This is a genomic window from Lamprocystis purpurea DSM 4197 (assembly GCF_000379525.1).
Classification (GTDB): domain Bacteria; phylum Pseudomonadota; class Gammaproteobacteria; order Chromatiales; family Chromatiaceae; genus Thiodictyon; species Thiodictyon purpureum.
On sequence record NZ_KB902408.1, the window covers coordinates 22,102 to 37,050 of the forward strand.

Below are 14,949 nucleotides of genomic sequence, written 5' to 3' on the forward strand. Positions count from 1 at the left end.
CGCAATAGACGAAAGGTCCCATTCTTCACCCTTCATCATGCTCTTTTTCATAATTCATACTTCATACTTCATAATTTAAGAAGATGCTTCCAAGCCACCCAGTCACCGAGCAGAATACCCTCGCCGGACGCACGATCGAGCAGGCATCCTTCGCCATCATCGATGCGGAGGCCGGTCCTCATTCCTATGATCCCGAAGAGTGGGCGGTCGTGCGGCGGATGATTCATGCCAGCGCGGATTTCGAGATGAACGGGCTGACGGTCTTTCATCCGCAGGCGGTCACCGCCGGGTTGGCGGCGTTGCGGCAGGGCGGACAGCCATTGGTCGCGGATGTGGGAATGATCCTCGCGGGGCTCGCGTCGACCCGGCTTCAGCGCTTCGGTGTGCGGCCTCATCAGTTCATTGCCGATACGGACGTGAGCGACGCGGCCCAGACCGCGGGGACCACTCGCGCCGTGCAGGCGATGCGCAAGGCGCAGCGGCTGGGGTTGCTGGACGGCGCCATCATCGGGATCGGCAATGCCCCGACGGCCTTGATCGAACTCCTGCGGCTGATCGAAGAGGAGGGGGTGCGTCCGGCCCTGGTGATCGGCATGCCCGTGGGTTTCGTGGCGGCGGCCGAGTCCAAGGCGCTGCTGGCGGCTGTCAGCCTGGTGCCCTGGATCACGGTGCAGGGGCGCAAAGGCGGCTCGACCCTGGTGGTCGCGGCCATTCATGCCCTGCTGGCGCTGGCCGAGTCTGACGGCGGCGCCGCGTCCGGAACGCAGCCGACGGCATCGCCCTCTTGAGTGTCGGTCATGCGACAACGTCCGGGTCGCGCAAGACCGAGCCGCGCCGCCGCGGTGATCGAACCGGCTTCACGACCGGTGCCAACGCGGCGGCAGCGGCCACCGCCGCCACCCTGGGATTGGTGCTGGGCCGGGTGCCGGAGCGCGTGGACTGTCTGTTGCCCAACGGCCGGCGGGCGGTCTTCGCGATCTGCGACGGCCGGGTGGCGGGCGACCTGGCCCATGCGGTCTCGATCAAAGACGCGGGGGATGACCCGGATGCCACGAATGGCGCGCATCTTACCGCCGATGTGCGTCGGATCGCGGGCGGCGGGGCGGAGATTCTGCTCCATGGCGGTGCGGGCATCGGCGTCGTGACCCGGCCGGGTCTGGGGCTGGCGGTCGGAACGGCGGCCATCAACCCGGTGCCGCGGCGCAACATCGTCGAGAACGTCCGGGCAGCCGGTGAACCGCTGCTGGCGCTGGGCGACGGACTGGAGGTGACCATCTCGGTTCCGGGCGGCGCGGCGATGGCAGTCAAGACACTGAACGCCCGCCTCGGCATTCTGGGTGGGATCTCCATCCTCGGCACCACCGGGATCGTGCGGCCCTATTCGACCGCCGCGTTCCGCGCGAGTCTGGTGCAGGCGGTCCGGGTGGCCGCCGCGCAGGGTCAGACCACGCTGGTCCTCACCACCGGCGGGCGTACCGAGCAGGCCGCGATGGGCGCCTTTCCTGCACTGTCGGAGGTCTGTTTCGTGCAGATGGGCGACTTCGTGAAGGCCGCCTTCACCGCCGCGGTGCGGCACCGGATGCAGCAGGTGATCGTCGGCGCCATGGTCGGCAAGCTGACCAAGATCGCCCAGGGTCTGCCGGTGACGCACGCCTGGCGAGCCCCGCTGGACCGCGACCTGATCGGCGCGGTCGCCGCCGAGGTCGGGGCGCCGCCGGATTTGGTCGCCCAGATCCGCACGGCCGCGACCGCCCGGTTCGCCGCCGAGCGTCTGGCGGCGATCGGCCTGGCCGCGGCCCTGCACCAGGCACTCGCCCGGCGGGCGATGGCCAGCCTGCGGCGGCTGTACCCCGGTCCCCATCGGCTGACCGTGCTCGCCTGCGACTTTGACGGCCAACCCATTGCGACCGTGACGGAAGATGACTGAACCCTGCACCTTGATCGGCATTCTGGACGACGGTTGGCCCGGTCTGGCGGACACGGCGCGCGCCCGGCTGGCGGGTGCGGGCTGTGTGATCGGCGCCGCCCGCACCCTGGGTCTGGTCGCTTCCCAGCTGGCTCCCGGAGCGCGGCAACGGGCGATGGACGGCGCCCTGGCTCAGGTTCCGGCCTGGGTGCGCGAGGCCCAGGCGCAAGGGTTGCGGGTTGTGGTACTCGCGACCGGCGATCCCTTGTGTCATGGCATCGCCGGCCGGCTGACGGCCGCCCTGGGGGCGGCGGCCATCGAGGTGTTGCCGGCCCCCTCGACGGTGCAACTCGCCTTCGCCCGTTTTCAGCGTCCCTGGCAGGACGCCCGGATCAGTTCCTGCCACGGCGCGGCATCCGGTGACTGGGTCCTGGGCGATACCCCGGCGCATGGTCTGTACCGGGTGCTGCGGGCGGTGGCCCGGCATCCGGTGGTGGCGGTCTTCACCAGCCCGGCGAACGGGCCGGACCGGATCGCGCGGGCGCTGCTGACCCTGGGCTATGGAGACGAGATCCGGCTGTCGGTCGCCGCCCGGCTTGCGCGACCGGACGAGGTGCTGTTCCCGGATCTGACGCTTGCACAGGCCGCCGGGCAGCGTTTCCCTGAGCCCAACGTGCTGATTTGCGAGCGTGCCGAGCACACCACGACGGACGCTGCGGTCTGCGGTCTGGATGACCGCCGGTACGCCCGACAGGGCGGCGGCGACGGTGACGGCGATCAGACCGGTTTGATCACCAAGCTGGAGGTCCGCGCCGTGACGCTCGCGCGGCTGGCGCTGCGCCCGGACAGCGTCGTCTGGGACATCGGTGCCGGCTCCGGTTCAGTCGGATTGGAAGCCAGCCGTATCGCCTATGACGGCCATTGCTGGGCGATCGAGAAAAGCGCGGCCCAGGCGGCGGACGCCCGCGCCAACGCGCGGCGGCTGCGCGCCGGCAATTACAGCTTGTTCGAGGGTCGGGCCCCGGACGGACTCGCCGCCTGGCCGGACCCGGATGCCGTCTTTATCGGCGGGTCCGGCGGCGCCTTGGCTGAACTCATCCAACTCCTGTCGGGCCGTCTGCGGCCAGGCGGGCGACTGGTCATGAACTTCATCGCGCTGGAGAACCTGACCACCGCGATTGCCGCGCTGGACGCCGTCGGCCTGACCTGGGATCTGACCCAGCTCGGCGTCGCCCGCAGCCAGCCCATCCTCGGCCTGCACCGGCTCGCCGCGCTCAACCCGGTGTGGATCCTCTCGGCTTCAAGAGGAGTGGTGCGGTCATCAGTCAAGCAAGTCCTTTAGGGATTGCTTTTCGCGTCGTTGTCGTTGTCGTAATCGTAATCGAGGTTATCGTAGTGCCCCGGATTCTCTCGCACCCTAAATTGCATCTGGCCTTGATCATCGTTCCGGCCAGCGACGGCCTGTCCGCAACTGGAGGTCGAGGCTTTAGCCGGTGGCGATTCCCGAGATCTCAAAGAAAATCAGTGGTGCCTGCACGCCGGACCGGCTAAAGCCTCGACCTCCAGTCGCCGGAGCGATGACCAATGCCTTGCATCGCTTCTCGGATTGCGATAACTCCGATTACGACAACGACAACGACAAAGCAATGAATGAACCTGCCGCACCGCACCGCGGCCGTTTGATCGGCTGCTCACTGGGTCCCGGCGATCCGGACCTCATCACCCGCCGCGCCTGGACCGCCTTGCAGTCGGACGCCCGCTGGATCTATCCGGTGACCGGTCCCGGCGCGGATTCCTATGCCCTGGCGATCGTGCGCCGGGCCGGACTGCCGGTGCCGCCGGATGCGCTGGCGCTGCACTTCCCGATGACCAGCGACCCCGCGATCCTGGCCCTGGCGTGGGCGCGCGCCGGGGCCCAGTGTGCCGAACTGCTGGCCGCCGGGCGGGATCTGTTATTTCTGGTGGAAGGCGACGCTTCGACTTACTCGACCTTCGGCCATCTGGCGCGGGCGGTCCGCGGGCTGGCGTCCGAGCCGGGATTCGGCCGGGTGGAGGAGGGCGTCGAGGTCGCGGTGATTCCCGGTGTGTCTTCCTACCACGCGGCGGCGGCGCGGATCGGCGCCCCGCTGGTGGAGGAAGACGACACCCTGGCCATCATGCCCGCCGCTTACGGCATCGCGGTCATCGATCGGCTGATCGATACCTTTGACACCCTGGTGCTGCTCAAGGTCAAGCCGCTGCTCGATCCCTTGCTCGACCTGCTGGAGCGGCGCGGACTGATCGATCACGCCTGCTTCGTCGAAAAGGTCGGCGCCCCGGATGAACGGGTGGTGCGGGCGGTCGCGACGCTGCGCGGCGCATCAGTCGCTTATCTCTCACTGCTGTTGGTGCGCAATCCGGGACGGGTTCGCGACATGCCGAAACGTGGTGGGAGCCTGCCGTCCTCATCGGCGGAGGACGCGGCGCTGCGTATTGCCGCCGAGGCGGAAGCGAGCGACGCTGTGCTGACTGAACACGGGGCGGGACGCCCCGTCTCCATTCACGGGGCGGGACGCCCCGTCTCCATTGCGGTCCTGGCGATCACCCGCGCGGGGATCCGGCTGGCGGGAACCCTGGTACAGTGTCTGCCGGGCGCTCATCTGTATGCACCGGAGGCCCTGACCGCGGCGGCCGCGGCGGCGGCACCCGGCGCCTGCACCTGCTATCGCGGCCCGACCCGCGACCTGCTGCCGACCCTGTTCGCCAACGGCAGCGCGATCGTCGCCATCTTTTCGATCGGCGTGCTGGTCCGGCTGATCGCCCCGCACCTGCGCGACAAGTACCAGGACCCGGCGGTGGTGGCGCTGGATGAAACCGGACGTTTCGTCATCCCGGTACTCAGCGGTCATCTGGGCGGGGCCAATGCCTTGGCGGGGCGCATCGCCGCCGCCCTGGGGGCCGCGCCGGTCCTGACCACCGCCTCGGATTGCGCCCAAACGCTCGCGGTTGACCTGCTGGGGCGCGAATTGGGCTGGACCCTGGACGCCAGTCCCCAAGACCTGCTGCGGGCGAGCGCGGCGATGGTCAACGCGGAGCCGGTCGCCCTGGTGCAGGAGGCGGGGAGCGCCGACTGGTGGACCGGCCATGCCAATGGGCGGGTGGGTCCCTTGCCCGCCAACCTGCATTGCGCGCGATCCTTGGCGACGCTGGACCTGGATCGCTATCGGGCGCTGCTCTGGATCAGCGACCGCCCGCTGCCGCTGTCCGCTTTCGCCGGGTTCCAGGGTGCCCTGGTCAGCTACCGTCCAGGGGGCGGGTTGAAGCCTGGGGCCCCTGATCAACGTCCGGCTCCGAACCCGGCGCTGCGCCTGGCCCTGGGCCTGGGCTGCGACCGGGGCACATCGGCAGCCACCCTGGAGCGCGCCGTTGCCGAGGCACTGGCCGCCGTCGGCGCCGCTCCGGCGCAGGTCGCGGCGGTGGCGAGCATCGAGCTGAAAGCGGACGAGGCGGGGCTGGCTGAACTCGCCGCGAATCACGGCTGGCAGATCCTGTTCTACAGCGCGGCTCAGCTCGCGGCCATCCCCGTGCCCAACCCATCGGAAACGGTGCGTCGGCACACCGGCACGCCCTCGGTGAGTGCAGCGGCGGCTCTCCTGGCGGCGGGACCCGGCGGCGGGTCCCTGCTGCTCGAAAAACACAAGGTGCTGGACGCCCAGGGCAAACATGCCACGGTGTCCATCGCGAGGATCTCCGATGACTGACAGTCCCGCCCGCGGCAAGCTTTTCCTGGTGGGCATCGGCCCCGGCGGTCTGGACCACATGACCACCCGCGCCCGCGCCGCCATCGCGCAGGCCGATACCCTCATCGGCCACGCGACCTATCTGCGTCTGGTGGCCGCACTGGTGACGAATCAGGAGGTGGTCAAGAGCACCATGACGCAGGAACTGGACCGGGCGGTGCTGGCGGTCGAACTGGCGCAGGCGGGCCGGACCGTGGCGCTGATCTCATCCGGCGACAGCGGGGTCTACGGCATGGCCGGCCTGACCTTTGAAGTCCTGTTCCAGGCCGGCTGGACCCCGGACACCGGCGTCCCGGTCGAGATCGTCCCCGGCGCCACCGCGCTCACCAGTTGTGCGGCGCTGGCGGGGGCTCCGCTGAGCCATGACTTCTGCGCCATTTCGTTGTCCGACTTGCTGACGCCCTGGCCGGTGATCGCCCGGCGGCTCAATGCGGCGGCGGCGGCCGATTTCGTGGTCGCACTCTACAACCCCAAGAGCGGACGGCGCGCTCGCCAAGTCATCGAAGCCCAACGGCTGTTCCTCTGCCATCGGTGCCCGACCACCCCGGTCGCGCTGGTGCACGCGGCCTACCGGCCGCAGCAGCGCGTTGAACTCACCACCCTGGCGGACCTGGGCGCCGGCGAAATCGGCATGTTGACCACGATTCTGATCGGCAACAGCCAGACCCGGGTCCACCACGGACTGATGGTCACGCCCCGCGGCTACGCGCAGAAATATGACCTGCAAGCGGGCACGACCAAAGCCGGCGAACGGGGCGGGCACCCCTTGACCAGTGGGCTCGCAGGCTGGCTCGCCGAGGTGCGCGCCAGTGGGGAGACAGTGACGGATCTGGCGAAGCGGTACGGTCTGCCGGAACCCTATATGGCCGCTGCTCTTGCAGCGTCCGATCCTGAGGCTCCGAGCCCCGGATAAGCGCCGGGGCCGAGATCGGGCGCCAGCCCCTCTTCGCCGGCTGGCATAGGTTAACGCATTCCAGCGTCAGTGCGATCGGCCGCGTTCCTTCCCAATGATTTTCTCGCTTGCCGGTTACTCAGGTTACCCACCAGGTATTGGATGCGGCGCGCAGTTTAAGGGACTGATACTGCCTTGTCATCTGCACGGTTTTCTTACCCTCGATGGTCCATTGCCCAAGGGCCTGAATTGTTATGATATTTCGTGAAGCGTCCACCTTCTTGAAAATATACAATTCACCCTCCAGACACCAACTGCTGGTGAGTCGCAACGTGAATGGACCTGCCGATGCATCAAGCAGGATCAAGCCCCCGCTATCCTGCATCAGGGTCAATCCATTGTCGGCCGTAGAATAACTGGCCACGCCCGCCTGCAAACCGCCGTAGGTGCGGGTGCCGCCGAATTCCCGGATACGACTTCCGTAGGTTTCGAACCGCCCCGCACCAGTGGTCATGACAGTGGCCGGTTGACCCAGCAAATCTCCTGACTCCGCCTGCATGTAGCAACCGAAAGCTCTGACTCTTGCATTATAAGACTGGCTCTCGTTTCTCACGCAGTTGATCGCATTGAGTCCGCTGCCCGTGTTATCGTTTCTGCAGATGCTCCAAATCCCGCTTAAATTGACCCGATCGTCTGTTTGCGGGCCAAGATAAATACCAATCACATCCTGATCCGGATCGCTCACGTTTGGATATCCGTAACCGGTTCCAACAAAGCCCCCGGATAACCACAGCCTGGTTGCGTGGGCAGGGAGATGATAGCCGCAATGATAAGTGCCGGTGTTAGTTCCCACCAGGGCCACATAGCTGTTATTGACCCAAAGCAGCCCGCCCCCGCTCACACGGATGCCGACACCCTCCGTGATCACATTGAGATCATAAAAAAACGCATTGGCAACCCAAAACTTCAGGTCTACCGCGGCCCCTGAGCCCTCGACATACAGTGTGACTCTCGACAGCTCAAAGTTCTCAACGCGTTCGTAACCACTTGGACTCCCGACCAGTGCCGCACCCTCTCCACTGTAGCGGAACGTAATCTCCGAAATGCCCGCATTTCTCGTGAACCCCAGGAATACGTCACCCCCCAGCCGGATTTCCACCGCTTTGCGGTGCGCGCCGACGAGGCTGACCCATTCTGGAAGAAGGATCGGGGCGCCGGCGGTACTTAAGTCGTAAACTCCGGGAAGAACAAAGACCGTATACGGAGAAGCCGCCGACGCGCCGGCAGCAGCAACTGCAAGTGCTTCTTGAATCGTGGGAAACTCACCCCCGTCACCAACCGTGAGAAGTTTGGATGTTGTTTCAGCCATCGCCACCGGGGAGACGGCACTACCGGCGATCACCGCGGCGGCACCGACGGCCAAGTTGGTGAATGCTTTGCGTCTGTTGAAATCACAGGTTTCGTTCACAATACCCTCCGAGCCCAAGCACAGCCTACGCACAATCTCGCTCTGGACATCCAGTCATGCTTTATGCAATCCTGTTTCCAGTAAACAATCACAAAGCGCTTAAAGCCATCAAAAATACGTGGTTATACGAAAATAGCTGTACGTTTGCGAATGATGTAATGCAATATATAAAAAGCAGTTAGGTCCTGCGTGCGACAAGCGTTGCTGTTGAAATGTTATAGGAACACCCCCAAGTTTCTGAAGCTTATTCTAGACGGTCATTTCCTGATGTCAACATGAGTGTCGTGCGCGGCACACGGCTTCCTGGTTAAACAATTTCATAGCGTGCCAGTAGGATCCAGGCGACCTCGGTCATCAACCGGGCCAACTCGCTACTCGCGCTGCCGTCGGTCCGCTACAGATCGCGACCTGACCGCAGAGTCTGACGTACTACGTACGGGCCGATCACTGCCGAGTGAAGCGATGATCGCGGCCATCGTGTCGCGCCAGATGGCCGGCAACACCAAACTGGAGAAGTTGTAAGTTATTGGTGAACGGTTCCTAAACACAACAACGAGGATACCCCCTCATGAAAGCCAGCCCGACCGCATCCCGCTCCCCGGCGAGCACCCACGACGATTGGCCGCGGATCGGCGATTATCTGCTGCTCCGACTCAAGGAAGCGGGGGTCGACCACTGTTTCGGTGTCCCCGGCGACTATGTGCTGCGGTTCTATGACCGGCTTTGCCGCTCGGACATTCGGCACATCGGCACCACCCGCGAGGACACGGCCGCCTTTGCCGCGGATGGCTATGCCCGCTCGCGCGGGCTTGGTGCGCTCGCCGTCACTTACGGCGTGGGTGCGCTCAATGTGGTCAACGCGGTGGCGGGCGCCAACGCGGAGTCCTCCCCGGTGGTCGTCATCAGCGGCGCGCCGGGGGTGGCGGAGCAGCGCGACGACCCGCAACTGCATCACCGCTTCGGCCCCTTCCGCTTTCAGCGCGAAATCTTCGAGCGCATCACCTGCGCCTGCGCCGTTCTGGACGACCCCTACACCGCCCTGCGCGAGATCGACCGCACGCTGGATGCCGCCCGCCGCTACAGCCGGCCGGTCTATATCGAGTTGCCGCGCGACCGCGTGGACACGCCCGCCTTTCCGATTCCCCACGAGCCGGAGGAGGAAGCCGGCAGCGATCCTGAGGCCCTGGCCGAGGCGGTCGCCGAGACCCTGGCCCTGGTCGGCCGCGCCCAGGCCCCGGTGATTCTCGCCGGGGTGGAACTCCACCGCCGCGGACTCCAGGACCTGCTGGCGGGCTTCGTCCTCAAGGCGCATCTGCCGGTCGCCGCGACCCTCACCGGCAAGTCGGTGGTGGCCGAGCGTCAACCAGGCTATCTGGGCGTTTATGAGGGCGCTATGGGTCCGGAGGGCGCCCGCCGCGTGGTGGAGGAGGCCGACCTGCTGCTGCTCCTGGGCGTCACTCCCAACGATATCGACCTGGGCATCAACACCGCGCGCCTGGACCCGGCGCGCACGGTGCGGGCAGGCCAGGAGGAGATCTGGGTCCATCGCCACCGCTATCCGCATGTCCATCTACGCGACTTCCTCGCGGCCCTGACCGACGCCGTCGTGCCGCATCCCGGCCCCTTGCCGGACGTGCCCGGACCGGTGGGCGCACCTGACTTTCCGCAACCCGGCCAGCCGATGACCATGGCGAGGATGATGGCCCGGCTCAACGACTTCCTCACACCGGACATGCAGGTGGTGGCGGACTCGGGCGACTGTCTGTTCGCCTCGGTGGACCTGCGGGTGCATGCACGCAGTGAGTTTCTCGCCTCCGCCTACTACACCACCATGGGCTTTGCGGTGCCCGCCGCGCTGGGTGCCCAGGTCGCTAACCCGGGGCGGCGCCCGCTGGTACTGGTGGGGGACGGCGCCTTCCAGATGACCGGCACCGAGCTCTCCACCGCCGCCCGGCTGGGGCTGGACCCCATCGTCATCATCGGCAACAACCGCGGCTACACCACCGAGCGGTTCATCCTGGAAGGACCTTTCAACGACATCGCCGACTGGCGCTTCCATCGACTGGGCGAGTTGTTCGGTCCACTGCGCGGCTTCTCGGCCCCCACGGAAGACGCCTTCGACGCGGCCCTGGGTGCCGCGCTCGCCTTCCGCGACGGCCCGTCGGTGATCGAAGTGGCGTTGCGCCCGGACGACTGCTCCGCGGCACTGACCCGGCTGTCCGAGCGCTTGCGGGACGTGGTGCAGCAGAGCGCGTAAGGCGGGTGTCGTCCGGGCCGGCAGCGTGTGGGCGGCGAGGCTGATGGTGGATGCGCTGCGCTTATCCACCCTACAACATCGGCCTACAAAAAACGGCGCCGTTGTAGGGTGGATAAGGCGCGCCGCTCGATGTTCGGGACCCGGCACGGCGGTCGCGCGCGCCGCATCCACCAGCGGTCGCGCGCTGCCGCCCAAATTTGGAATTGCTGACCGCCGACCGTGCAGATCGCGCGGCGGCCGGATTGATGACCAAAGCAACCGCCCCGCGGGTCCCCGCGGGGCGGGCGGGGACCTACCAGCGCCCAGGCAACGGCAGATCGCCGGCGGCGCCGAAGGGGGCACTGATGGCGTCCCCGCTGGTCACGCTGCCGCTGGCGTCAAGGTCCAGATAGAAGCGCTGGGTACTGGGGCGATAGACGCCGATCTCGTCGGGGCCGTCGCCGTTCCAGTCACCGGCCAGGGGCTGGTCACCGGGTAACCCATAGGGCTGGGTGGTGCGGTCGCCGGTGTTCCAGCCGCGGCTGCCGTTGGCGTCCAGGTAAAAGACGCGGGTGCCGGGGCGCCAGACGCCGATTTCGTCGCGGCGGTCGCCGTTCCAGTCGCCGGTCACTGGCTGGTCGCCGAGGGCGCCGAAGGCGGCGGTGGTGACATCGGCGGCGGTGGGGCTGAGGCTGCCGTCCAGATCCAGGGTGAAGGTGCGGGCGGCCGGGTGATAGAGACCGATCTCGGCGGCGCCGTCGCCGTCCCAGTCACCACTCACCGGCAGATCCGCGGCGGTGCCGAAGGGATCGGAGGCGCTCCACAGGCCCCAGCCGTCCAGGTCCAGATAGAAGCGTCCGTCGCTCGGGCGGTAGGCGCCCAGATCATCAAGCCCGTCGCCGTTCCAGTCGCCGCGCACGGGCAGGTCGCCGGTCTGACCATAGGGGCCATCGAGCCAGTCGTCGGCGGTCTCGCTGCGGCTGCCGTCGAGGTCGAGCAGGAAGGTCTGGGTGGCAGGGCGGTAGACGCCGATCAGGGCGGGCGGGACGCGGCGGGCATCCAGCGGCGCGGGGTCGACCCAGTCGGGGAAGCCGTCGTTGTCGTCGTCGACATCGGCGTTGTTGCCGACGCGGTCGAGGTCGCTGTCGACCCATTCGGCGGTGTCACGGGGGAAGGCGTCCTGGCCGTTGGGTACGTCGTCGCCATCCAGGTCGGCGTCGCAGACATCCCCCAGCCCATCCGCATCCAGGTTGGCCTGGTCGGGGTTGGCGGTGGTCGGGCAGTTGTCGCTGCCGTCGGGGATGCCGTCGGCGTCGCGATCACCCAACAGGCTGGTCAGGCGCAGGCCCCAGGGGTCGGTGCCGGGGGGGTTGAGCGTGTTGTCGAACACCAGGAGGTGCCGGGCCTGGGCGCCGAGGATGACCCGCTGCTCCGTTCCCCAGGTCTGGTCGCCGGTCACCGGGCAGGTTCCCGCGGCCTTGGTGTCCAGGCTCAGGGTGACCTCGCCGACGTTGTCGATGTCAAAACAGTGGTAGCTGAGCACGCTGGCGGTGGTGTCGGGGGCGAGCAGGAGACTGACCCGGTCGTCGGCTTGCTGGGCGGCGGGGAGGCTCTCCAGGAGGCCCTGGTCGGCGCTGAAGTCGCGCAGTCCACTGAGGCGCACCCCCCAGTCCTCGGTGGCGAGCCCGCTGTTCCTGATCAGCAGGCGGTTAGCGCCCGCGCCAAGCCGACTGGCCGGCAGCACCAACTGGTAGTCGGGCGTCCAGGCGGCGTTGGTGCCCTTGGGCAGGCTGACCAGGGCGGTGCCGTTGAGCAGCAGGGCCAGTTCGCCATCGCGGTCGCTGTCGTAGCCGCTCAAGCCCAGCAGGTAACCGGCGTTGGACTGCGGCAGGTGCAGTTCAAACCCGGCGCCGTGGCTACGGTCCCCGCCGCTGAGGGTCTTGAGATTGCCGAAAGCGGCGCCGGGGCTGAAGAGCCCGAGCCCGGTGACGCCCCAGGGGTCCCCGGCGGAGCGCTGGCGGATTTCGAGGCGGTTCTCGCCGCTGATCTGGGCGGCGGCGGGCAGCCACCACAGGCCGTCGGTCCCCCGCGCGGCGTTGGCGGTGGGGGGGAGATAGCCGAGCAGTCGGTCGTTGAGCCACAGGGCCAGTTCGGTGGCGCTGTCCACGTCGTAGCCCGCGACATGCAGCAGGCGGTCGCCGCCGTCACTGGTAAAGGTGGCGGCGAGCCGGCTGCGGTAGGCATTATCGCCCCAGCCGAAGCCGTGTGCGGCGCTCTGGATGCTGTTGAGCGGCAGGGCGATGAGCGCGCCTTTGTTGGTCTGGTCCAGCGGGGCGCCATCGGTGGTGTCGGGCACGCGGTCGTTGTCGTCGTCAGGGTCGCAGGCGTCGCCCTGCGGGTCGCGGTCGAAGTTGGCCTGATCCGCGTTGGCGAGTTGCGGACAATTGTCGGTGGCGTCGGGGATGCCGTCGGTGTCGGCGTCGGGGTTGGTATCTTGAATGCGTAGGATCACCAGTCCGTTACTGCCTTCGGCGCTATAGGCATAGCCCTCCACGACTGCGATGTTCGAGGCAACCGATGGGGTATCCCTGCTCCCCACCCAAACCGGGGTGGCCGGGTTGCGGACATCGATGACCTGCAGACCGTTGGTTCCATCCGCGACATAGGCGTAGCCACCCACGACCGCGACCGCGCTTGCCTCTCCGGCGGTGTCGAAGCTCCCTACCCGCACCGGGGCGGTGGGACTGCTGATGTCAATGATCTGCAGGCCGGCGGAGCCCTCCGCGACGTAGGCATAGTTCCCCGCGACCACGATATCTTCGGGGTATCCCGTGGATACCAAGCTCCCCACCCGTACCGGAGCGGCGGGATTCTGGACATCAATGACCTGAAAACCGGCCTGGGCGTCCGCAATATAAACATAGCCCTCCGCGGCCACGAAGTCATAGTTCCACATCAAGGTGTCGTAGCTCCCCACCCGTACCGGAGCGGCGGGATTGTGGACATCAATGACCTGCACGCCGAAGCTGCTTGAGACATAGGCATAGCCCCCCGCGACCGCGACCTTATAGGCATACTCTGTGTCGTAGCTCCCCACCTGTACCGGAGCGGCGGGATTGTGGACATCAATGACCTGAAAAGACTCGTAGTCCACACCATAGGCATAGCCCCCCGCGACCGTGACGTCGACGGCCGAGACCGCGGTGTTGTAACTCCCCACCTGTACCGGAGCGGCGGGATTGTGGGCGTCAATGACCTTAAAACCGCGCTCGCTATCCCCCGTCACATAGACATAATTCCCTGCGACCGCAACGGTGATGACAGCCCCAGCGCTGTCGTAGCCTCCCACCCATACCGGAGCGGCGGGGTTGCTGGTGCTGATGATCTGCATGCCTTTGTAGTTGTCCACGACATAGGCATAGTCCCCCGCGACCGTGACACCGTTGGCCGAGCCCGCGGTGTCGTAGCCCCCCACCCGAACCGGAGCGGCGGGGTTGCGGATGTCGATGACCTGCAGGCCGGCATCTACGTGCGCGACATAGGCATAGCCCCCCGCGACGGCGACCCTAGAGGCATACCCGTCGGTGTCGAGACCCCCCACCCGCAGCGGTGCGGCGGGGTTGCGGATGTCGATGACCTGCAGGCCGTTGGATGAGTCCGCGACATAGGCATAGCCTCCCGCGACCGTGACGTCGAGGGCCGAGCCCGCGGTGTCGTAGCCCCCCACCCACAGCGGAGCGGCCGGGTTGCTGATGCTGATGATCTGCAGGCCGTTGGAGGCGTCCGCGACATAGGCATAGCCCCCCGCGACCGTGACGCCGACGACGGCCAAGCCCGCGGTGTCGTAGCCCCCCACCCGCACCGGAGCGGCGGGGTTGCGGATATCGATGACTTGCAGACCGGAGTCCCTGTCCGCGACATAGGCATAGTTCCCCGCGACCGTGACCTTGAGGGCCAAGCCCGCGGTGTCGTAGCCCCCCACCCGCAGCGGGGCGGCGGGGTTGCGGATGTCGATGACTTGCAGACCGGAGTCCCCGTCCGCGACATAGGCATAGTCCCCCGCGACGGCGACGCCCCAGGCATACCCGGCGGTATCGAGGCCCCCCACCTGAACCGGGGCGGCGGGGTTGCTGAGGTCGATAATATCGAGCCCGGTGGGGCCGGCGGTGACATATGCGTAGTGTCCATCCACCGCCACCGCCCCGTAAGGCCCCGAGCCCCATTGACCGACCTGAGTCAGGGTCACCCCGGCGAAGAGGTCCACGACGCCGCAGAGAGCCAGCAGACCCAGGAGCAGTGCCAGGACGCGCGGCCGACCGCGGCACCGGCTGCGACCGGGGACCGGACCAGACCGGGCCGCGGGCAGCGGGCTGTCTGTCGAACGCTGATCGGAGGGAACGTGCAAGCGGATGCCTAACATGGGGAACTCCTTCTCTGTGTCCATTGTGTCTTTGTGTGAGCCATTGCCGAATGCAAGCTCAAGCGATCAGCGCGCGCTGAATACCCCCGATTTCTATCCAAATACACTTTGCATTTCAACAAATCGATTTAGTCAGATATTGCTCGACTCTTCCGATACTCAAATCAACTATTTGTTTTATAGAGGTTTTTATGAACTGTAGAGAAATGTGAAGCGACCAGTGGGCGCCGCTCCAATAACACGCTTCG

8 protein-coding genes are annotated in these 14,949 nt (G+C 66.7%); 6 read left to right on the plus strand and 2 right to left on the minus strand.

Features of this window, described 5'->3' with window-relative positions; genetic code table 11:
• The first annotated feature begins 83 nt into the window (after positions 1-83).
• The 5 genes from A39O_RS0106105 (at position 84) to cobJ (ending at position 6,598) form a co-directional block, all read left to right on the plus strand.
• Positions 84-788, plus strand: coding sequence for a precorrin-8X methylmutase (locus A39O_RS0106105; RefSeq protein ID WP_020503808.1), 705 nt, complete (start codon positions 84-86; stop codon positions 786-788).
• Positions 785-1,927, plus strand: coding sequence for a cobalt-precorrin-5B (C(1))-methyltransferase (locus A39O_RS0106110; protein ID WP_020503809.1), 1,143 nt, complete (start codon positions 785-787; stop codon positions 1,925-1,927). Before A39O_RS0106105 ends, A39O_RS0106110 begins: the two co-directional genes overlap by 4 nt.
• Positions 1,920-3,248, plus strand: coding sequence for a precorrin-6y C5,15-methyltransferase (decarboxylating) subunit CbiE (gene cbiE / locus A39O_RS32205; protein ID WP_020503810.1), 1,329 nt, complete (start codon positions 1,920-1,922; stop codon positions 3,246-3,248). The genes A39O_RS0106110 and cbiE overlap by 8 nt, the downstream gene beginning before the upstream one ends.
• Positions 3,249-3,552: 304 nt before the next feature.
• Positions 3,553-5,646, plus strand: a complete 2,094-nt coding sequence (cobI, locus tag A39O_RS42570; RefSeq protein ID WP_245561790.1) for a precorrin-2 C(20)-methyltransferase — start codon at positions 3,553-3,555, stop codon at positions 5,644-5,646.
• Positions 5,639-6,598 carry a precorrin-3B C(17)-methyltransferase gene (cobJ, locus tag A39O_RS32215; RefSeq protein WP_020503813.1) on the plus strand — a complete coding sequence of 320 codons (960 nt, stop codon included), beginning with the start codon at positions 5,639-5,641 and terminating at the stop codon, positions 6,596-6,598. The genes cobI and cobJ overlap by 8 nt, the downstream gene beginning before the upstream one ends.
• Positions 6,599-6,716: 118 nt before the next feature.
• Here cobJ and A39O_RS0106135 read toward each other — a convergent pair whose 3' ends face one another.
• Positions 6,717-8,045, minus strand: a complete 1,329-nt coding sequence (locus A39O_RS0106135) for a hypothetical protein (RefSeq protein ID WP_157639706.1) — start codon at positions 8,043-8,045, stop codon at positions 6,717-6,719.
• A gap of 568 nt (positions 8,046-8,613) precedes the next feature.
• Between A39O_RS0106135 and A39O_RS0106140 the strand changes: the two genes are divergently transcribed.
• Positions 8,614-10,302 carry an alpha-keto acid decarboxylase family protein gene (locus tag A39O_RS0106140; RefSeq protein ID WP_020503815.1) on the plus strand — a complete coding sequence of 563 codons (1,689 nt, stop codon included), beginning with the start codon at positions 8,614-8,616 and terminating at the stop codon, positions 10,300-10,302.
• A gap of 292 nt (positions 10,303-10,594) precedes the next feature.
• Here A39O_RS0106140 and A39O_RS42105 read toward each other — a convergent pair whose 3' ends face one another.
• Positions 10,595-14,701, minus strand: coding sequence for a thrombospondin type 3 repeat-containing protein (locus A39O_RS42105; RefSeq protein WP_211211545.1), 4,107 nt, complete (start codon positions 14,699-14,701; stop codon positions 10,595-10,597).
• Positions 14,702-14,949 lie beyond the last annotated feature (248 nt).

Bases quoted from the DNA above. Each gene is read 5' to 3' on its own strand.
- A39O_RS0106105 (WP_020503808.1), top strand. From the start codon at position 84: ATGCTTCCAAGCCACCCAGTCACCGAGCAGAATACCCTCGCCGGACGC.
- cbiE (WP_020503810.1), top strand. From the start codon at position 1,920: ATGACTGAACCCTGCACCTTGATCGGCATTCTGGACGACGGTTGGCCC.
- cobI (WP_245561790.1), top strand. From the start codon at position 3,553: ATGAATGAACCTGCCGCACCGCACCGCGGCCGTTTGATCGGCTGCTCA.
- cobJ (WP_020503813.1), top strand. From the start codon at position 5,639: ATGACTGACAGTCCCGCCCGCGGCAAGCTTTTCCTGGTGGGCATCGGC.
- A39O_RS0106140 (WP_020503815.1), top strand. From the start codon at position 8,614: ATGAAAGCCAGCCCGACCGCATCCCGCTCCCCGGCGAGCACCCACGAC.
- A39O_RS42105 (WP_211211545.1), bottom strand. From the start codon at position 14,701: ATGTTAGGCATCCGCTTGCACGTTCCCTCCGATCAGCGTTCGACAGAC.